Origin of the sequence: Niveibacterium umoris (genome assembly GCF_014197015.1) — a bacterium.
Lineage (GTDB): Bacteria > Pseudomonadota > Gammaproteobacteria > Burkholderiales > Rhodocyclaceae > Niveibacterium > Niveibacterium umoris.
This window is the reverse complement of record NZ_JACIET010000002.1, coordinates 46,831-66,718: the sequence shown is the minus strand read 5'-3', so window position 1 is coordinate 66,718 and position 19,888 is coordinate 46,831. Positions and strand designations below refer to the sequence as shown.

13 protein-coding genes are annotated in these 19,888 nt (G+C 67.3%); 10 read left to right on the top strand and 3 right to left on the bottom strand.

What is annotated here, in order from left to right:
- Positions 1-30: 30 nt before the first annotated feature.
- Positions 31-1,068, top strand: coding sequence for a glycoside hydrolase family 53 protein (locus GGR36_RS12360; RefSeq protein ID WP_338086685.1), 1,038 nt, complete (start codon positions 31-33; stop codon positions 1,066-1,068).
- Between the two features lie 51 nt (positions 1,069-1,119).
- Here GGR36_RS12360 and GGR36_RS12355 read toward each other — a convergent pair whose 3' ends face one another.
- The 3 genes from GGR36_RS12355 to GGR36_RS12345 form a co-directional block, all read right to left on the bottom strand.
- Positions 1,120-2,154, bottom strand: coding sequence for a LacI family DNA-binding transcriptional regulator (locus tag GGR36_RS12355; protein ID WP_183635048.1), 1,035 nt, complete (start codon positions 2,152-2,154; stop codon positions 1,120-1,122).
- A gap of 37 nt (positions 2,155-2,191) precedes the next feature.
- The gene (locus GGR36_RS12350) at positions 2,192-3,190 is read right to left on the bottom strand and encodes an aldo/keto reductase (RefSeq protein WP_183635047.1); all 999 of its coding nucleotides are present in this window, start codon (positions 3,188-3,190) and stop codon (positions 2,192-2,194) included.
- Positions 3,191-3,274: 84 nt separating this feature from the next.
- Positions 3,275-5,248, bottom strand: a complete 1,974-nt coding sequence (locus GGR36_RS12345; RefSeq protein WP_183635046.1) for a beta-galactosidase — start codon at positions 5,246-5,248, stop codon at positions 3,275-3,277.
- Positions 5,249-5,575: 327 nt separating this feature from the next.
- Here GGR36_RS12345 and GGR36_RS12340 point away from each other — a divergent pair, with 327 nt between their 5' ends.
- From GGR36_RS12340 to malE (GGR36_RS12300), 9 genes are all read left to right on the top strand, one after another.
- Positions 5,576-7,957 carry a beta-galactosidase gene (locus GGR36_RS12340; protein WP_183635045.1) on the top strand — a complete coding sequence of 794 codons (2,382 nt, stop codon included), beginning with the start codon at positions 5,576-5,578 and terminating at the stop codon, positions 7,955-7,957.
- Between the two features lie 27 nt (positions 7,958-7,984).
- On the top strand, positions 7,985-9,109 hold the full coding sequence (locus tag GGR36_RS12335) for a sn-glycerol-3-phosphate ABC transporter ATP-binding protein UgpC (protein ID WP_183635044.1): 1,125 nt from the start codon (positions 7,985-7,987) through the stop codon (positions 9,107-9,109).
- 94 nt (positions 9,110-9,203) lie between these two features.
- On the top strand, positions 9,204-10,412 hold the full coding sequence (malE, locus tag GGR36_RS12330; RefSeq protein ID WP_183635043.1) for a maltose/maltodextrin ABC transporter substrate-binding protein MalE: 1,209 nt from the start codon (positions 9,204-9,206) through the stop codon (positions 10,410-10,412).
- Between the two features lie 176 nt (positions 10,413-10,588).
- On the top strand, positions 10,589-12,100 hold the full coding sequence (malF, locus tag GGR36_RS12325; protein WP_183635042.1) for a maltose ABC transporter permease MalF: 1,512 nt from the start codon (positions 10,589-10,591) through the stop codon (positions 12,098-12,100).
- A 13-nt stretch (positions 12,101-12,113) separates the two neighbouring features.
- Complete coding sequence (gene malG / locus GGR36_RS12320) at positions 12,114-13,004, top strand: maltose ABC transporter permease MalG (protein WP_183635041.1); 891 nt, start codon at positions 12,114-12,116, stop codon at positions 13,002-13,004.
- 116 nt (positions 13,005-13,120) lie between these two features.
- Positions 13,121-15,061: a glycosyl hydrolase 53 family protein gene (locus GGR36_RS12315; protein WP_183635040.1), complete on the top strand. Its 1,941-nt coding sequence runs from the start codon at positions 13,121-13,123 to the stop codon at positions 15,059-15,061.
- Positions 15,062-15,134: 73 nt separating this feature from the next.
- Positions 15,135-16,760, top strand: coding sequence for a methyl-accepting chemotaxis protein (locus GGR36_RS12310; protein WP_183635039.1), 1,626 nt, complete (start codon positions 15,135-15,137; stop codon positions 16,758-16,760).
- A 418-nt stretch (positions 16,761-17,178) separates the two neighbouring features.
- Positions 17,179-18,408: a carbohydrate porin gene (locus GGR36_RS12305; RefSeq protein ID WP_183635038.1), complete on the top strand. Its 1,230-nt coding sequence runs from the start codon at positions 17,179-17,181 to the stop codon at positions 18,406-18,408.
- A 165-nt stretch (positions 18,409-18,573) separates the two neighbouring features.
- Entirely contained in the window at positions 18,574-19,752 is a 1,179-nt protein-coding gene (gene malE, locus GGR36_RS12300) for a maltose/maltodextrin ABC transporter substrate-binding protein MalE (RefSeq protein ID WP_183635037.1), read from the top strand.
- The last annotated feature ends 136 nt before the right edge of the window (positions 19,753-19,888 follow it).

Here is a 19,888-nt window from a genome sequence, read left to right as displayed (position 1 = left end):
AGGTGAGTGATGAGGAAACATGTATTTCGCGTGGCCCGGATACTTGGGCTGAGCCTGTCGTTGGCACTTGCCGCCTGTGGTGGTGGAGGCGGCGGCTCGGGAACCCCGGCGCCGGTGGTGGATACGCCGAGCGCCAAGCCGATCGCGAGCTTCGCGCGCGGCGCGGACGTTGGTTGGGTCAGCGCCGAGGAGGCGGCAGGCTATCGCTTCCGCGATGCTGCGAACAACGTGACCGATGCATTCGCATTGCTGCAGGGCAGCGGTATCAACGCGGTGCGGCTGCGGGTGTGGGTGAACCCGGCCGATGGCTGGAACGGGCTCGACGATGTGCTGGCGAAGGCGCGACGGGCGGCGGCGCTGGGCCAGCGCATCATGATCGACTTTCACTACAGCGACACCTGGGCTGACCCCGGTCACCAGACCAAGCCGGCTGCGTGGGCCAGCCACGACTACGCGGCACTCAAGAACGACGTCTATACCCACACCCGCGACGTGCTCTCCGCGCTCAAGGCTGCGGGCATCGCGGTCGAATGGGTGCAGGTCGGCAACGAGATCAACAGCGGCATGCTGTGGCCGGATGGCAGCTACCAGCATTTCGACCAGCTCGCCGGCCTGATCAACAGCGGCTACACCGCCTCGCACGAGGTCTACCCGGAAGCGCTGGTCGTGCTGCATCTGGCGAACGGTTACGACGACGGGCTCTACCGCTGGTTCTTCGACGCGGTGAAGACTGCCGGTGCGAAATGGGACGCGATCGGGATGTCGCACTATCCGCCGACCAGTGGCTGGCTCGCCTACAACCAGAAGATCGGCGCGACCATGGCCGACGTCGTCGCGCGTTACGGCAAGCCGGTGCTGGTGACCGAGGTGGGGATGGATCGCACGCAGGCCGCCACCGCGCGGGCGATGATCACCGACCTCATCGGTCGCGTCGCGGCGCAGGGCAGCAACGGGCTGGGCGTGTTCTATTGGGAGCCGCTGGCCTGGCCGGGCTGGCAGGGCTACACGATGGGCGCGCTGGACGAGAGCGGCAAGCTGACCGAAGCGATGAAGGCTTTCGTACCCTGAGCTCCGTTTCCCGGTGCCGGCCGCCATGGTGGCGGCCGCACAGGGCCGGATTCAGGCGGATTTGCGTGCGCGGCGTACCCGGCCGGTCGATGCGCGCACCACCAGCTGCGGGGTCGAGGCGACAGCGCAGCGCGCGATCTGCTGCGCGCCGTCCTCGATGACCTGCATCATCAGCTGCACGGCGAGTTCGGCGGCTTCCTCGGTCGGCACCGCGACGGTCGTCAGGGCCGGCCGTACCTGATGCGCGAGCTGGATATCGGTGATGCCGATGACCGAGAGGTCGGCCGGCACCTCGAGCCCGAGGTCCGCCGCCGCCTGCAGCACGCCGATCGCCGGCAGGTCGTTCGAAACGAAGATCGCGGACAGATCCGGCACTGCCGCGAGCAGCGCATGCGCGGCGTTGCGGCCTGCGTCGATGGTGTCGCCGCCGAAGCGCACTTCATCCGGCGGATGCGGTACGCCGGCGCGGGCCAGCGCATCGCAGAAGCCGCGGTAACGCCAGATGTGGTTGCCGGTCGGCTCGGAGCCGACGATGGCGCCGATGCGGGTGTGGCCGAGCTTGAGCAGGTGTTCCGCGGCGATCACGCCGGCCTGGTGGAAGTCCACCGCGATGTAGGGCAGATCCGGCGCTTCGTCCGGTTTCTCCCACATGCACAGCACCACCGGCACGCCCCGGCGTCGCAGCGCCAGCAGTTCGTCGACCCGCACGAAGTCTGCGTTCATCACCAGCACGCCCTGCGCCAGCGAGCCGCCGACCGCGTCGAGGTAGGCGGCTTCCTGCGCCGGGTCGTTGTTGGTGTTGCACACCAGCAGGAAGTAGTCGTGCTTGCGCACGGCCTTTTCCGCCGCCAGTGCGAACTCGGGGTAGAACGGGTTGGCGATGCTGGAGACGATCAGCGCGATCGTGTGCGGGCGGCCCTCGACCAGCGCGCGAGCGTTGAGGTTGGGCCGGTAGCCCAGCTGCTGCACGGCAGCGAGGACGCGCTCGCGCGTGGCTTCGGATACACGGCCGCGACCGCGCAGCACGTTGGAGACAGTGGCCGGCGTCACGCCTGCAAGGCGGCCGACTTCGACGAGCGTGGACATGATGCGGATCTTAGCAGTGAGGGCCCGACGGGGGTGTTCAGGGTTTGCGCAGCAGCGCCTCGATGGCGGCCAGTTCGTCCTGCGCAAGCGGCGCCGCGTTGGCCGCGCCGACGGCGTCGAGGATCTGTTCCGGCCGGCTTGCACCGATCAGTACCGAGCTGATCGCGGGCTGCCGCAGCAACCAGCTCAATGCCATCTGCGCAAGCTTCTGGCCGCGCGCGGCGGCGATATCGTTGAGCGCCCGCACCAGGGCGAGCTTCTCGGCGGTGATCTGCTCCGGTTTCAGGAAAGCGCCACGCGCGGCGCGTGAATCCGCGGGAATTTCTCCGCCGAAGTAGCGGTCCGTCAGCACACCCTGCGCCAGTGGCGAAAAGGCGATGCCGCCGATCCCTTCGTCGGCCAGGGCGTCGAGCAGCCCGCCTTCGACCCAGCGGTCGAGCATCGAGTAGCGCGGCTGGTGGATCAGGCAGGGCGTGCCCAGCTCGCGCAGCAGCGCGGCGGCGCGGCGCGTCAGCTCGGCCGGGTAGTTCGACAGGCCGACGTACAGGGCCTTGCCGCTCTTCACGATGTGCGCCAGCGCGGCCATCGTCTCCTCCAGCGGCGTCTCGGGGTCGGGCCGGTGGTGGTAGAAGATGTCGACATAGTCCAGGCCCATGCGGCGCAAGCTCTGGTCGAGGCTGGCGACGAGGTACTTGCGCGAGCCCCAGTCGCCGTAGGGGCCGGGCCACATGGTGTAGCCAGCCTTGGTCGAGATCACCAGCTCGTCGCGCCAGGGCTTCAGGTCGCCGGCCAGCAGGGCGCCGAAGGTCTCTTCGGCAGAGCCGGGCGGCGGGCCGTAGTTGTTGGCCAGATCGAAGTGCGTGATGCCGTGGTCGAAGGCGCAGCGCACCAGCGCGCGTGCGTTCTCGAAGCGGTCCACGCCGCCGAAGTTGTGCCACAGGCCCAGCGATACCGCAGGCAGTTTCAGGCCGCTGCGCCCGCAGCGGCGATAGGGCAGGCAGCTGTAGCGGTGCGCGTCGGGCTGGTAGTGACTCACGTTCTCTCTCCGTCGGGTTGAGGTGCCGAGTATCCGTCAGGCGGGGCGGCGGCGGGGGCGCCACCCCGCCTGACGGATGTGGCTTCAGGCCGCGTCGTCGGGCGCTGCGACTTCCCACGCGGCGACGCTGGCTGGCGGCAGCACCTCGCTGCCGAGCACGAACTGCGTGTCGGGGGGCGCGGGTACGCGGGCGCTGTGTGGGCCGTGGTTGATCGCGAACTGCAGCTTGCCGCGGCGGCGCAGGCGCAGGCCGTCGTCGACCCGCTGCACGCCGATGCCGGCATCGCGTGCCGAGGCCTCGAGCTGGTCGAGCAGCAGGGCCGGGGAGAAGCACCCGGCGAAGTAGCGCGTGCGGCCGTGGCGCAGGATCGCAGGCTGGCCGTCGGCGAAACGCGCCTGCACTTCGGTCTGCGCCAGCGGTTCGACGAAATCGCGCCAGCGGCCGGCGACGCCAAGTTCCTGGCCGGCAGCCTGCACCGCGATGCTGACGCCGTCGCGCAGGGTTTCGACGCGGTTGACCCGCATCGGCAGCAGCGCGCGCAGCGCGCCGGGCGGCAAGCCTTCCGGGATCGCGAAGTCTGCCGTCTTGGCGCCGCAACGGGGGCCAAATACCAGTTGGGCGCCCGAGGCGCGCAGGCGGCCGACCAGCGCCTCGTCGATCACGGTGAGCGCCGGCACGGCGATCAGCGCATAGCCGCTGAAGCTCTCGCGGCTGGCCGGCACGATGTCGATGTCCAGGCCAAGGCGGCGCAACGCGCTGTACCAGGCGAAGACCTCGCCGTAGTAGTCGATATCGGTGCCATGGGGCTGGATGTCGTGCATCCACTTCGCCGCATAGTCGAACACCAGTGCGACACGGGCTTGCCGCGCCGGACCGGGCTGCAGCCGCGCGAGTTCGCGCGCGACCTGGGTGGCCTCGGTGCCGCCGACATCGATGCGCCCGTCCGGCGTGTGCAGGCCGGAATGCATCTGCTCCTGCGCATAGGGCACCTGACGCCAGCGGAAGTACGAGACCAGTTCGGCGCCGTGGGCGAAGGCTTCCCAAGTCCAGGTCCGCACCATGCCGGGCAGCGGCGCGGGGTTGGCGTTGGCCCAGTTCACCGGGCCGGCCTGCTGTTCCATGACCCACCAGCGGCCCTTGCACAGGCCGCGGTAGAGGTCGTGGTTGAAGGCCGAGATGTCCGGGTGGCCGCTGCGCATCCAGCGCAGGCGCTCGTCGTCGGACAGGAAGCGCACGGTATCGGTGAAGCCGAGCGGGTAGTTGTCCCAGCTTGCGACGTCGAGGTCCTGCGCCAGTTCGTGATGGTCGAACTCGCCGAAGAAGCCCATGAAGTTGTGCAGCACGTCGCGGCCAGGGGCGTGGGTGCGCAGGATCTCGACCTGCATCCGGTTGTAGCGCTTCACTTCGTCGGATGCGAAGCGGCGGTAGTCCAGTGCATGGATCGGGTTGGCAAAGGTCGGCAGGCCGACCGGCGCATTGATCTGCTCGAAGCTCGCGTACTCCATGCTCCAGAACACGTTGCCCCAGGCTTCGTTGAGCGCGGCGATGCTGCCGTAGCGCGCGGCCAGCCAGCCGCGGAAGCGCTCCACGGCGGCTGCGGAGTACGACAGCACCGTGTCGTGGCAGCCGTACTCGTTGTCGGTCTGCCAGGCGATCACCGCCGGGTGCTGGCCGTAGCGTGCGGCCATCGCGGTGACGATGCTGCGGCTCGCCTCGAAGAAGGCCGGGCTGGAGAAGCAATAATGGCGGCGCGAGCCGAAGCCTTTCGGATGGCCGTGCGCATCCAGCGCGACGATGTCCGGGTGGCGGTCGAGCAGCCAGCGGGGTGGCGCGGCGGTCGGCGTACCGAGCACGACCTGCAGGCCGGCCTCGGACAGCACCGCGATCGCTTCGTCCAGCCAGGCCCAGTCGTACTCGCCGGGGCGCGGTTCCATCCGGCTCCAGGCGAATTCTGCGATCCGCACCACGCGGATGCCCATCGCCGCCATGCGGCGGGCGTCGTCGCGCCACACCGACTGCGGCCATTGTTCGGGGTAGTAGCAGACACCAAGCTTCATGCGGGGGCTCCGTTTTCCAGCGTGCTTCGCGGGGTGAGATTAAGCGTTTAAGTTGCGACGGAATGATACTCGTGCCCCGCCCGTTGTCACCTGTCCGGTATTGCGCCGGTGCGCTGCTTGCGCTGGATCAAACCTCGTCGTGCCGCGCCGTCGCGCGTCGGCGGGCCGTTTGCAGCGGCGCCGCGCCCTGTGATCGCGGGATGTGGCGCGCGGCACCGCTGAAATGCAATCCGCATTGCTGCGGTGCGAGTGAGGGTTTACCCTAATTGCTCGCGTGTCGCCGCGAACCGAGACTGCGTCGAAACTTAAACGCTTAACCAAATCGCCGTGACTGCATCGATCTCGATCCGCCTCCCTGTCGCACCCGCCGCCGTCGAGCGGGATTTCCTGAACCTGGGCCACTACCAGCCGGCCGAGCGTCGCCTGACGGTCAACAGCCGCTACCTGGAGCTGGACGGCGAACCCTGGCTGCCGGTGATGGGCGAGTTCCATTACTCGCGCTACCCGGCCGGGGAGTGGGAGACCGAGCTGCGCAAGATGCGCGCCGGTGGTGTCAGCATCGTCGCCAGCTATGTGTTCTGGAATCACCATGAGCCCGAGCGCGGCAGCTTCGACTGGCGTGGCGATCGCGATCTGCGCCGTTTCGTGCAGCTGGCCGCGAAGGCCGGGCTGTACGTGTACCTGCGCCCCGGCCCCTGGGTGCATGCCGAGTCGCGCTACGGCGGCTTCCCTGACTGGCTGATCGGCATCGGCGAGCTGCGTTGCAACGCCCCGGCCTACCTGGCCGAGGTGACCCGCTTCTACGGCCAGATCGGCGCCCAGGTACATGACCTGATGTGGCAGGACGGCGGCCCGGTCATCGGCGTGCAGCTGGAGAACGAATACGACCGCACCGGCCCGGGCTGCGGCGCCGAGCACATTGCCGAGCTCAAGCGCATCGCGATCGAGTCCGGCCTGCGGGTGCCGCTCTACACCGTGACCGGCTGGCCAACGCTGGACATCCCGCCGCGCGATGTGGTGCCGGTGTCCGGCGCCTACCCGGACGGTTTCTGGCAGGGCAGTGCCGAGCCACTGCCGCCTTCTGGCGTGTTCGTGTTCAACACCGAGCGCGCCATCGGCGAGATGGGCAACGTCGGCGGCACGCCGGCCGAGGGTCGGGTCGACAAGACCCACTACCCCTTCTTCCTGGCCGAAGCCGGCGGCGGCATGCATACCTCCTACCACCGCCGTGTCGCGGTGACGGCAGACGACCTGGCCGCGACCACACTGGTGCAGATCGGCTCCGGCGCCACGCTGTACGGCTACTACATGTACCACGGCGGCACCAATCCGGCCGGCCCGCGCCGCTACAACGAAACGCAGGACACCGGCTACCCGAACGACGTCGCGGTGATGGGTTATGACTTCCGCGCGCCGCTGGGGCAGTACGGCCAGACGCGCCAGTCCTATGGCCGCCTGCGCTGCCTGCACCTGTTCCTGCAGGCCTTCGGCGCCGAGCTGGCACCGATGGATGCGGTGCTGGCCGAGGGCGCGAACATCGACGCCGCGGCGCGCGAGCCGCTGCGTGTCGCCGCCCGCGGCGTCGGCGAGCAGGGCTTCGTGTTCATCAACAACCATGTGCGCCACCACCCGCTGCCGGATTTCAGGGACGTGGCGATCAAGGTTGCGACCGCCTCCGGCGAGCGCAGCTTCCCGGTGGTGGATGTGCCGAGCGGCGCTTATGCGATCTGGCCGCTGGGCGCGCGCATCGGCGCTGTCGTGTTGCGCACGGCGACGGTGCAGCCGCTGACCCGCTGGCAGGACGGCGCGCATACCACCTGGGTCGCGTTCATCCATCCCGATATCACACCGACGCTGAGCTTCGAGCGCGACAGCCTGCGCGAGCTGGACGCCGGCGGCGCCGAGGTCGAGCGCGACGGCACGCTGCTGCGTGTGCGCCCGGCCGCGGACAGCAAGATCATCACCCTGCGCCTGGTCGACGCGGCGGGCACGCGGCACACCGTGCTGCTGCTGTCGCGGGACTACGCCGAGCGCGCCAGCCGGGTGCGCTTCCGTGGTCGCGAGCGCCTGGCGATCAGCGAATACGCGCTGTACCAGAACGGCGAGGACCTGGTGGCGATCGCCCCGGCCGCCGAGGGGGCGGACGTGGTCTTCCACCCGGCCGACGACCTGGTGGGCGAGCCGCTCAGCGGTGGTTTCGTGCGTGTCCGTGCCGCGCTGCCGGAGAACGCACCGCTGCAGGCGAGCGTGCCCTTCGAGGTGCTGCACGACCAGCCGCAGGCGCCTGCCGTGCGCCTTGGTCCGCATATCCCCTGGCGTACCGGTCCGGTGCCGCTGGCGCCGGACGATGCGGAGTTCGAGCAGGCGACGCGCGTGCGGCTGGATGTGCCGGCCGAGTGGGCACAACTCGGCGGCCGGCTGCTTGCCGAGATCGATTACATCGGCGAGGCCGCGCGCCTGTATGCCGACGGCGTGCTGGTGGACGACAACTTCAGCGACGGCGAGCCCTGGTATGTCGGGCTGGACCGTTTCATCCGCGATGGCCGCTGGCCGACGCTGGAACTGCGCATCGTGGCGGCGCGGCCGGATCTGCCGGTCTTCCGCGAAGCGGCAGCAAGGGCGCGACTGGCGGAGGCAACCCATCTGGGCTGCCTGCGCGACGTGCGGCTCAGCGCCTGGCGCGAAGCCTACCTGGCCTCGGCCATCTGACGAACCCGCGCAGGATCGGAGTACCAAGTGGCAGCAGTCACCCTCAAGAACGTCAGCAAGGCCTACGACAGCAATCCGCCGGTCGTGCGTGACGTGTCGCTCGAAATCGCCAACGGCGAGTTCTGCGTGTTCGTCGGCCCCAGCGGCTGCGGCAAGTCCACGCTGTTGCGCATGGTCGCGGGGCTGGAAGACATCACCGGCGGCGACCTGTACATCGGCGAGCAGCGGGTGAACGACCTTGCGCCGTCCGAACGCAACGTCGCGATGGTGTTCCAGAACTACGCGCTATACCCGCACATGAGCGTCGAGGAGAACATCGCCTTCGGCATGAGTCTGGCCGGCTTCGACAAGCCGACCATTCGCGAGCGCGTCGCGCGCATCGCCGACATGCTGCAGATCGAACGTCTGCTGGTGCGCAAGCCGCGTGCGCTGTCCGGCGGGCAGCGCCAGCGGGTCGCAATCGGCCGCGCGCTGGTGCGCGATCCGGGCGTGTTCCTGTTCGACGAACCGCTGTCGAACCTCGACGCTGCGCTGCGCACCCAGATGCGTGTGGAAATAGCCCGCATGCACCGCGAGTACGGCAAGGCCAGCACCATCTACGTGACGCACGACCAGGTCGAGGCGCTGACGCTCGCCGACAAGATCGTGCTGCTGCATACCGGCGACGATGTCGCCCGCTTCGGCAGCGTCGCCCAGGTCGGATCGCCGATGGCGCTGTACAACACGCCGGCCAACCGTTTCGTCGCCGGTTTCATCGGTTCGCCGAAGATGAACTTCATCGCGGCCGAGGTGATCGCGATCGAGCCGGCAGCGGTGGTGGTGAAGACGCGTCGCGGCGAAGTGTTGCGCGCCGCGGTGTCCGCCGGTGCGCTGTCGCTCGGCAGCGAGGTGACGCTGGGCATCCGCCCGGAGCATGTCGAACTGCGTGACGACGCGAGCGCCGACACGCTCAGTTGTGGCGTGCGCTGGGTCGAGCGCCTGGGTGACCAGACCTACGCCTACCTCGATGGCGGCCAGGCCGAGGATCTGCTGGCGCGGCTGGATGGCACGCACGCGGTGCGGGTTGATGACAAGGTGCATCTGCACCTGCCGCCGGAAGCCTGCCACCTGTTCGATGAAGCGGGGCTGGCGCTCAAACGCCACGGATATTGAAAAATAGCGGTGGCCCGGGTGGGCCGCCGGGGTGGGCCGTGCGCCAGGGGGCGTACGGCGTGAGTTCAGGCAGTAGAAAAACAGGAGACACGTGATGAAAGCATTCACTCCCCGTCGCCAGGCGCTGCGTCTGATCGCGGCCGGCGTGATCGGCGCGCTCGGCTGTGCGGCGTTCCCGGCGATCGCAGCGGAGAAGGGTTCCTTGCTCATCTGGATCAACGGCGACAAAGGCTACGAAGGCATCGCCAAGATCGCGCAGAAATTCAGCAAGGACACCGGGATCGCGGTAAAGGTCGAGCATCCGGAAGATGCGATCGCCAAGTTCGAACAGGCCGCCGCGGCCGGCAAGGGCCCGGACATCTGGATGTGGCCGCACGACCGCGCCGGCAGCTGGATCTCCGCCGGCCTGATCACCCCGGTGACGCCATCGAAGAAGACGGTCGAGTCGATCGACCCGCTCGCCTGGAAGGCCTGGAACATCGGCGGCAAGACCTGGGGCTACCCGATCTCGATCGAAGCCGTGGCGCTGCTGTACAACAAGGCACTGGTGCCGACCCCGCCGGCGAGCTGGGATGACGTGATCGCGCTGGACAAGAAGCTCTCGCCGAGCGGCAAGCGCGCCATCATGTGGCCGATGACCGAGATCTACTACTCCTACGGCCTGTTCTCGGCGGGCGGCGGCTACGCCTTCAAGCGCAACGCCGACGGCACCTACGATCCGAAGGACACGGGCATGAACAACCCGGGCGCGATCCGCGGCATGGAAACGCTGATGTCGCTGATCAAGGGTGGCGTGATGCCCAAGACCGCGAGCTATGCCGAAGCGGAAGCTGGCATGAACGAAGGTCGCATCGCGATGACGATCAACGGCCCCTGGGCATGGAACAACCTGAAGAAGAGCAAGATCGACTTCGGCGTGGCACCCTTCCCGAAGGTCGACGGCAAGCAGGGCGGCGCCTTCGTCGGCGTGCTCGGCGCGATGGTCAGCACCGCCAGCCCGAACAAGGAAGCGGCCAACGAGTTCCTCGAGAACTACCTGCTGTCGCTGGACGGACTCAAGGCAATGCATGCGCATGTGCCGCTGGGTGTGCCGGCCAACAAGGCGTTCTACAACGAACTCAAGAGCGATCCGCTGATCGCCGGCACCATGGCGGCGGCGCAAGCCGGTTCGCCGATGCCGAACAACCCTGAAATGACGCGTTTCTGGACGGCGATGCAAGCCGCGCTGCAGAACATCACGCAGGGTCGCGAGTCGGTGAAGGACGGTCTGGATCGCGCCGCCAAGCGTATCCGCGGCGAGTAAGCCGCACGGGGCCGCGTCGTCTGCCACGCCACCCGGTGTGGCGGCCGGCGCAGCCCCCAACGACAGGACGCGGCTGGCGCAGTGGGGCGGGGTGGCCCTGCGACGCGGCAGGTCGGCAAGGCGCCGGCCCGGCAGCGTCCTGATAATCAGAAAGAGAAGATGAAAGTGGTGAAGGAATGAAGCGCTCGTATCTGCACATGGCGCTCGCGGCGCTCGGCGCGGTGTCGCTGCTGGCCGGGTTCGCACTGGTCGTGGTGTTCTACATGGCGCGTCAGCCGATGCTGGCGATCGGCGCGCTGGCGATGATCGCGGCCGCCGTCTGGGTGTATGTCTCGCCGCGCTTCTACGCCTGGCGTTATGTGGTGCCCGGCATCTTCGCGGCGCTGCTCTTCATCGTCCTGCCGATGGCCTACACGCTGACCATCGGCTTCACGAACTACAGCTCGGCGCACCTGCTCTCGTTCGAGCGCGCGACCGAGGTACTGGTCGGCCGCACCGTCACCAGCGGCGAAGGCATGAGCTTCAAGCTCTACCCTGAACAGGGCGGCGCGCACCGGCTGGTGTTCGCCGACGACAACGATCATCTTTTCACGACCGGGCCGGTGAAGCTCGGCAAGGCGCAGCGCGTGCCGGTGGCGCCGCTCGCGGCCGAACCGCAGGGCGAAGCGGCCACGCTGAAGGATGTGATTGCCCTCAAGGCAGGTCTTTCCGAACTGACCGCGGTGATGCCCGACGGCACCGAGATGCGCCTGAGCAGCCTGCGCCGCTTCTCGGCGATGCACCCGGCCTACGCCCGCAACAAGGACGGCTCGCTGACCGACGCCGCCGACGGCAGCATCCTCACGCCCGACTTCAAGCGCGGCAACTGGGTGCGTGCCAACGGCGAAGCGGTGGAACCGGGGTTCCGCGTCTATGTCGGGCTGGAAAACTACGTTCAGATCTTCAAGGATCAGCGCTTCTTCGAACCCTTCGGCCGCGTCTTCGGCTGGACGGTGTCCTTCGCCGGCATCAACACCGTGCTGACCTTCGCGATCGGCATCCTGCTCGCCACCGCGATGAACTGGGACGCGCTGCGCTACCGCAACTTCTACCGCCTGATGCTGTTCCTGCCGTACGCGGTGCCGGCCTTCATCTCGATCCCGGTGTTCCGCGGGCTCTTCAACGAGAACCTCGGCGAGATCAACATGGTGCTCGACATGTTCTTCGGCGTGCGGCCAAGCTGGTTCTCGGACGCGACGCTGGCGCGCAGCATGGTGCTGATCGTGAATACCTGGCTCGGCTACCCGTACATGATGATTCTGTGCATGGGCCTGATCAAGGCGATCCCGTCCGAGCTGTACGAAGCCTCCGCGCTGGCCGGTGCCGGCCCGCTGACGAACTTCTTCCGCATCACGCTGCCGCTGATCTCGCGCCCGATCGCACCGTTGCTGATCGCGTCCTTCGCGTTCAACTTCAACAACCTCACGCTGATCGCGCTGCTGACCAACGGCGCGCCTGACTACCTCGACACCCAGGTGCCGGTGGGCGCGACCGACCTGCTCGCGTCCTACACCTACCGCATCGCGTTCCAGGATTCGGGCCAGAACTACGCGCTGGCCTGTGCGATCGCCTCGATCGTGTTCCTGATCGTCGCCACGCTGGCGGTGGTCAACCTGCGCCTGTTCAAGGTCAACGACGCCAACGCCTGAAGGAGCTGATGACATGGCTATCGTCCTGAAAAAATCGCACCGCTGGCGCGTGTTTGCCACCCACGCCGCGATGATCCTGTTCATCCTGATGACGGTGATGCCGTTCCTGATGATCGTGTCGATCTCGCTGCGTCCGGGCAACTTCGCCGGCGGCAACCTGATCCCCTCGCACATCAGCTTCGAACACTGGAAGCTCGCGCTCGGCATGTCCTACGTCGATGCCGACGGCGCGCTGGTCAAGCCGCCCTTCCCGGTGCTGCAGTGGATCATCAACTCGATGAAGGTCGCGCTGCTGTCGGCTTCGATCTCGCTGATCCTGTCGATCACCAGCGCCTACGCATTCGCCCGCATGCGCTTCCGCGGCCGCGACACGATGCTCAACGCGCTGCTGCTGCTGCAGATGTTCCCGTCGGTGCTCGCGCTGGTGGCGATCTACGCGCTGTTCGACCGCATCGGCGACTTCGTGCCCTGGCTCGGCCTCAACAGCCACTGGAGCCTTGCGCTGGCCTACACCGGCGGCGTCGCGCAGCACATCTGGCTGATCAAGGGCTACTACGACAGCGTGCCGCGCGAGCTTGAAGAGGCCGCGTCGGTCGATGGCGCAACACCCTTCCAGGCGTTCGTGCATGTACTGCTGCCGATGGCGGTGCCGATCCTGGTCGTGGTCTTCGTGCTCGCCTTCCTCGGCGGCATGATCGAGTACCCGGTCGCCTCGGTGCTGATGCACGACGAAGACAAGCTGACGCTGGCGATCGGTTCCCGATTGTTCCTCTTCAACCAGCGCTACCTGTGGGGGGACTTCGCGGCCACCGCGATCCTCGCCGGCATGCCGCTGACCGTGCTGTTCCTCGTGACCCAGAAGTGGCTCGTCTCGGGCCTCACCTCCGGGGCCGTCAAGGGCTGAAGCAACCGACATCCGTCTGCCTTGCGCCCGCCGTTGCGCGGTGGGTGCAGGCGGCGCTCATCCTTAGCAAACAGAAATCGACCACCCATAGCGATAACGACAGGGGACAAACCAACATGGCCAAACAAGGTTTCCGACTGAGCGCGCTGGCGATCGCCGCGCTGTGTGCCTTCGCCGCACCGCTGGCGCAGTCTGCCGCCGCACCGTCCACCGTGACAGTGCAGCCGGTGCAGGATCTGCGCGCCGACTTCATGATGGGCGCCGACGTCTCGATGACCGACCAGCTCGAGCGCCTCGGTGCCAAGTTCTACGACGCGCAGGGTCAGCAGAAGGACATCTTCGCGATCCTGAAGGAAAACGGCGTCAACTGGATCCGCCTGCGCCTGTGGAACAACCCGGTCAATGCGGCCGACGTCGTCGAGGGTGGCAAGACCCTCTCGCGCAAGGGCGAGCCGGTCGGCGGCGGCAACAACGACCTCGCGGCGACGATCCGCATGGCCACGCGCGCCAAGGCGCTGGGCCTGAAGGTGCTGCTCGACTTCCACTACAGCGACTTCTGGGTCGACCCCGACAAGCAGAACAAACCGGCCGCCTGGGCCAACCTGAAGGGCGCCGAGCTCGAGAAGGCGGTGCATGACTACACCGCCGACGTGCTCAAGGCGATGCGCGAAGCCAAGGCCTCGCCCGACATGGTGCAGATCGGCAACGAACTCAACGGCGGCATGCTGTGGCCGGACGGCAAGACCTGGAAGGCAAAACCCGAAGAGCAGATCGGTGGTGACGACGGTTTTGTCGCACTGCTGTCGCAGGGCATCAAGGCCGCGCGCGAAGCGGACCCCTCGCGCCAGATGAAGATCGCGGTGCATCTGGCCAACGGCGCCACCAACGACCTGTACCGCCGCGTCTTCGATCTGCTGACAAAGAAGGGTGTCGACTACGACATCATCGGCCTCTCGTTCTACCCGTACTGGCACGGCACGCTGGAAGACTTCCAGACCAACGTCGACGACATCTCCTCGCGCTACGCGAAGGAGGTGGTACTGATGGAAACCGCCTACGCCTTCACGACGGAAGACGGCGACGGCTTCCCGAACCTCTTCAACAGGGACATGCAGAAGAGCGTCGGCTACCGCGCCACGGTGCAGGGGCAGACCAGCCTGGTGCGTGACCTGATCAATGCGATGGCGCAGGTGCCGGGCTCGCGCGGCGCCGGCCTCTTCTACTGGGAGCCGGGCTGGATCCCGGTCAAGGGCGCAGGCTGGCGCACCGGCGAAGGCAACGCGTGGGACAACCAGGCGATGTTCGACTTCAAGGGTCGCGCGCTGCCCTCGCTGGCGGTGTTCAAGCGTGTCCGCGAAGCCGGCAGCGAGGCCGATGTGCCCAAGCTGCTGCCGATCGCCGCGCAGAAGCTGACCACCTACATCGGCGAAGTCTTCACGCCGCCGGAGAAGATCCGCGTCTCCTTCTCGGATGACGCACAGCGCGACGCCTGGGTGAGCTGGGACGACGTGCCGGCCGACAAGCTCAAGGAAGCCGGCAACTTCGTGCTCAAGGGCCACCTGAGCAACCACGACGTTGCGGTCGAGGCCAACGTCGCGGTGGTGCCGCGCCGCAACCTGATCGAAGACCCGAGCTTCGAGAACGGCAAGCTCGAAGGCTGGAACATCGCTGGCTCTACCGCAGCGGTCAGCAACGAACGCAACCCGGGCAATGCGAAGACCGGCCAGCAGTCGATGCACTACTGGCTCGGCGAACCCTTCAAGTTCGAAGCCACGCGCAGCTACACCGGCATCCCGAACGGCACTTACAGCCTGAAGATCTGGGCGGCCGGCGGCGGTGGCGAGAAGGCGATCGAAGTGCTGGCCCGCGACTGCGGCGACGGCAAGCGCTACACCAAGGCCATCACCAACACCGGCTGGCAGAAGTGGGCGCAGTACGTCGTCACCGGCATCAAGGTGACGAACGGCAGCTGCACGGTGGGTGTTGCGGTCGATGGCCAGACCGGCAACTGGGGCAACTTCGACGACGTCGAGTTCATCCGCGACGGGGCCAACTGAGCACCGTACGGATCTGGTCGGAGCGGCGCTCATCCGCCGCTCCGCGTATCGACGCGGTAGGGGGGAGCCTGCCATGAAGAACAAGGGAATCTCGCTGCGCCTGTGGGCGATGGTCGGGGCTGCAGCCCTGGCCCTGCTGCTCGTCGGTGCGGCGGGGATGTTCGCGGTCCGTGCGCTCGACCGGGCGCTTTGCATCGCCAACGGTGAGACGATTCCGGCGATCGGTGCGACCGCCGGCGCCGAATCCGCGCTGCTGCGCGTGCAGGTGGATGTGCTGAGTCACATGACCAACATCGCCGACGCGAAGAAGGATGCGATCGAAAAGACGCTTGCGGCCGATCTTGCCGATCTCGACAAGGCGCTCGCGTCTCAGGAGAAGCGCCTGTCGGGGTCCGACGAAGCGCGCCTGATGAAGGCCGACCGCGAGACCGTGAAGGCCTTCCTCGAAGTCGTGCCCGAGGTGCTCGCGCTGTCTCGCAAGAATCTGGATGACGCCGCGCGCCACGCCGTCGAGAACGACCTGCTGCCCGCGGGGGCAATAGCACTTGCCGCGCTGCGCGCGCATGCCGACTTCAACGCCAGACGCTCCGCAGCCGAAGCGGCCGCCGCCGCCGAAAGCGCAAGCCGCGGCCGCCTGCAGGTCAGTGCGGTGATCGTGCTCGGCATTGCGGTGGTCGGCGTGCTGGGTGCGCTGCTGGTCCGCAGCATCTCCGGCGCGCTGACACGGGTGCTCGATACCGTGACCCGCATCGGTCGCGATCACGACTTCACGCTGCGGGTGCCGGTCGGCCGCGCCGACGAACTGGGCCTGATCGCGCAGAGCCTCAACACGCTGTTCGACGCGCTGCAGCGTGACCTGGCGCTGCTCGCCAACGGCGTCGCCCGCGTCAGTGGCGCGGCGGGGCGTGTGGCCAACGGCGCGGAAGGTGGCGCGGCCTCGGCCGATGCGCAGAGCGATGCCGCGGCCACGATGGCGGCGGCGATGCAGCAACTCACCGTCAGCGTCGCGCACATCGGCGACCGTGCGGCCGAGGCGCATGCGCTGTCGCACGAGTCCGGCGAACTGGCGCACAGCGGTGGCGAAGTGATCCAGCGCACGCTCGACGACATCGCCCAGATCGCAGCCGCGGTTGACGCTGCATCGGAACGCATCCGCGTGCTGGGCGCTGACAGCGACCGCATCTCCTCGGTGGTGGCGGTGATCCGCGAGGTGGCCGAACAGACCAACCTGCTCGCACTCAACGCGGCGATCGAAGCGGCGCGGGCCGGCGAGCAGGGCCGCGGCTTCGCGGTCGTGGCTGACGAGGTGCGCAAACTCGCCGAGCGCACCGCGAGTTCCACCCGCGAGATCGCCGGCATGGTCGAGGCGATCCGTGGCGGCGCACGCGCTGCGGTAGAGGGCATGGACCATGCCGTCGCCTGCGTCAGCGAGGGGGTTGCCCGCGCCAACGATGCCTCCGCCGCGGTGCAGCGCATCGCGGTGGCGAATCTCAACGCCGAGGCCCGCGTGACCGAGATCAGCGACGCGATCCGCGAGCAGGGCAGCACCAGTGTTGCGGTTGCGCAACGGGTCGAGCAGATCGCGCAGATGGCCGAGGCCGCGAGCCGTTCTTCCAGCGAGGCCGCCGCCCTCGCGCGCGAGCTGGATTCGCTGTCGGGCGACATGCGCCAGGCGCTTGCGGGCTACACGCTCGCCTGAGGCTGGTGATGAACGCGGCACGCCACGCAGGTCACACCGGAAGCGGCCCGCCTTAGTGCCGCAAGGCACTGTCAGCGCACAGCGATTCAAACATCCCGCGTCACACATCGTCACCCGCGCGCAAGCGCGCCGGGCGGGGCGAACACGCGTCCGCGCGGGCCGGGTTTCCTCAAATCTGATTTAACGAAGCCCCCAAAAAACCTCGTTTGCGGCCCGGCACAGGCGGCGCGAAGAATAGGCGGCAGTTGAGATTAAACGTTTTACCGGCACGGCAGTGAGTGCCATGGGGCAGACAGGTATTCGCGGCGGGCAGCAGCACACGGCCCGCATGCGGCGACAGAAAAGCGGCCGCCCCCGAGAGGTGGGCCGCAGACAGCCACGGTAGGTGGAACAGGCAATACAGAGGAGAAAAGAGATCATGAAAAAGCAGTTTCCGATGCGTGTAATCGCTGCCGCACTGATGCTGGCAGGTACCAGCGCCCTGGCGGCGCCGGGTCTTTCCAGCAACGGCTACTTCCGTGCCGGCTTCGGTGCCAGCAAGGACGGCAGCCAGGCGTGCTTCGGCCTGGGGCCGGCGAAGTACCGTCTGGGCAACGAATGCGACAACTACGGCGAGTTCGGTCTGGACGTCGAAGGTCCGGCCATGTCCAACGGCACCGTGTGGAAGGGCCACGCGATGCTGACCGGCTGGAAGGGCTATCCGGATTCGATCAACGGCGCATCGACGAGCTGGTCGCAGCTCTACCTGTCGGGCCACAACCTCGGCACCGGCGTGCTGCAGGGCGCGAGCATCTGGGCCGGCCGTCGCTACTACGATCGTCCGGACATCCACATCCTCGACTACAAGTACCAGCAATCCGACGGCGACGGCGCCGGTGTCGAGAACCTGGACTTCGGCTTCGGCAAGTTCAGCTACGCGATCGAGCGCACCGCGGTGACCTGGCGCGACTCCAGCAAGAGTGACGACGACACCCTGTACTACGCGAACCTGCTCAAGCTCGAAAGCGTCAAGATCCATGACAACGGCTACCTGACCTTCAACGGTGGCTTCTCGACCGGCAAGGAAAGTCGCGACCAGAAGTACAAGGCAGAAGGCGGCTGGTATGGCGGCGTGTTCTACGACGCGCAGCTGGGCGACCTGAATGCCTGGAACCGAGTCGGCATCCAGTACGGCAAGGGTTCGATGGCGAACGGCAACTTCGGCCAGATCAACACCGATGCGGCCAAGGAAGACACCACCACGCAGTTCCTGGACAACGTCAGCTACACGTCCGGCGACGGCAAGTGGACCGCGCTCGCGAACATCATCTATCGCAAGGACAAGCGTGCCGACCTGTGGAAGGACCAGACCTGGTTCTCGGTGGGCGCCCGTCCGCACTACCACTTCGACGACATCTGGGGCGTGGCCACCGAACTGGGCTGGTCGCAGCTGAAGTCCTCGGGCGACGAAAAGACCCGCACGCTGAGCAAGGCGACCGTGGCCCTTACCGCGGCAGCCGGTCGTACGCCGTATTCGCGCCCCGAACTGCGCGTGTTCTACACCGTCGCGAAGTGGAACGAAGAGGCGAAGGGCTGGGTCGCGTACGACACCTACGGCACCCAGACCTCGGGCAGCTCCTTCGGCATCCAGGCCGAGAGCTGGTGGTAAGACGCAGCGCGGCGGCCCCGTCACCGGTCGCCGCGTTGCAGCGCACATCTTCGTGCGACGGAAGGTCATCTCCTTCCTGTGGTTACGCCGTCTCACCGAAGGTGGGGCGGCCTTTTTTTTTGGGCTTCGCCCGGCATGGGTGAAGCGAGCTGGAGCGGAACAACGATGAGCACATCCACTTCGATTTACTGCCTCTCTGCCTTGCTGGCGATCGGGCTTGCCGCCGAATGCACCGCCGCAGAAGCCGGCAAGCTGCTGGTGTGGGTCAACAAGGACAAATGCTTCGACGCCTGGACGCGCACCGCCGAGCAGTACGGCAAGCAGACTGGCGTCGCGGTCAAGGTCGAGGCGACGATTCCCGACTTCTTCCACAACGCCGCGGCGGTCGGCAAAGGGCCCGACATCGTCGTGTGGGCCCACGACATCCTCGGCCGCTGGGTGGCCGACGGGCTGCTGCAGCCGGTGACGCCCAGCCAGCGCGTGAAGGACGCGATCGACCCGCAGGGCTGGCAGGCCTTCTCGCTCGGGCGCAAGTACTGGGGCTACCCGATCGGCATCGAAGCGATCCACCTGATCTACAACAAGCGTTACGTCAGTACGCCGCCGCAGAGCTTCGAGGACATTGCGCAGCTCGATCGCAAGCTTGCGTCGTCAAACCGCAAGGCCATCCTGTGGGATCTCTCGCACATCTACTACAGCTGGCCCCTGTTTGCGGCGAACGGGGCATACGCCTTCAAGCCGCGTGAAGAGGGCTGGAATCCGAACGACGTCGGCGTCGCCAATGCCGGGGCGCAGAAGGGGGCGGCTGCGCTGCAGCGCCTCATCAAGGACGGCGTGCTGCCGGCCGGCGCGAATCGCGACGAGGCCGAATCGGCCTTCCTCGAAGGCCGGGTCGCGATGACCATCGACGGCCCCTGGGTGTGGGACAAGCTCAAGGACGCCGGCATTGATTTCGGCACCGCGGCGATCCCGCGCACAGGGGGCAAGCCGGGGGCGCCCTTTGTCGGCGTGACCGGCGCCATGCTTAGCCGTGCCAGCCCGAACAAGAGGCTCGCGACCGAGTTCATCGAGAACGCCCTGCTCAAGCCTGAGGCGCTGAAAGCCTGCAATGCGGACAAGTCGCTCGGCGTGCCGGCCGATCTGAAGGTGCGTGCCGAGCTGGCGAGCGACCCCCATGTGCGCGGCATGACCGAGGCTGCCCGCTACGGCGCGCCGATGCCGAACAACCCCGAGATGACCTACTTCTGGGGGCCGATGGAGACGGCGCTCGAAGCGATCATCGATGGCCGCAAGACGCCCGCCGACGCGCTGACGGCGGCGGCGAAGCGGATCCGCGAGCGCTGACGCGCGCCGCAAGCCGTGCTGGGCGCCCCCAAATCCAGTTTGAGGGGCGCCCTCTCGTGAAGCCCGATTTGCGTTAAAAAAATCTAGGGCGAGCGCCAAAAATCGATCGTTTGATCGGGCTCCGGCGGCGCCGCAA

Excerpts from the sequence above, each read along its gene's own strand:
- GGR36_RS12355 (WP_183635048.1), bottom strand. The coding sequence starts at position 2,154 with ATGTCCACGCTCGTCGAAGTCGGCCGCCTTGCAGGCGTGACGCCGGCC.
- GGR36_RS12345 (WP_183635046.1), bottom strand. The coding sequence starts at position 5,248 with ATGAAGCTTGGTGTCTGCTACTACCCCGAACAATGGCCGCAGTCGGTG.
- malE (WP_183635043.1), top strand. The coding sequence starts at position 9,204 with ATGAAAGCATTCACTCCCCGTCGCCAGGCGCTGCGTCTGATCGCGGCC.
- malF (WP_183635042.1), top strand. The coding sequence starts at position 10,589 with ATGAAGCGCTCGTATCTGCACATGGCGCTCGCGGCGCTCGGCGCGGTG.
- malG (WP_183635041.1), top strand. The coding sequence starts at position 12,114 with ATGGCTATCGTCCTGAAAAAATCGCACCGCTGGCGCGTGTTTGCCACC.
- GGR36_RS12315 (WP_183635040.1), top strand. The coding sequence starts at position 13,121 with ATGGCCAAACAAGGTTTCCGACTGAGCGCGCTGGCGATCGCCGCGCTG.
- GGR36_RS12310 (WP_183635039.1), top strand. The coding sequence starts at position 15,135 with ATGAAGAACAAGGGAATCTCGCTGCGCCTGTGGGCGATGGTCGGGGCT.
- GGR36_RS12305 (WP_183635038.1), top strand. The coding sequence starts at position 17,179 with ATGAAAAAGCAGTTTCCGATGCGTGTAATCGCTGCCGCACTGATGCTG.
- malE (WP_183635037.1), top strand. The coding sequence starts at position 18,574 with ATGAGCACATCCACTTCGATTTACTGCCTCTCTGCCTTGCTGGCGATC.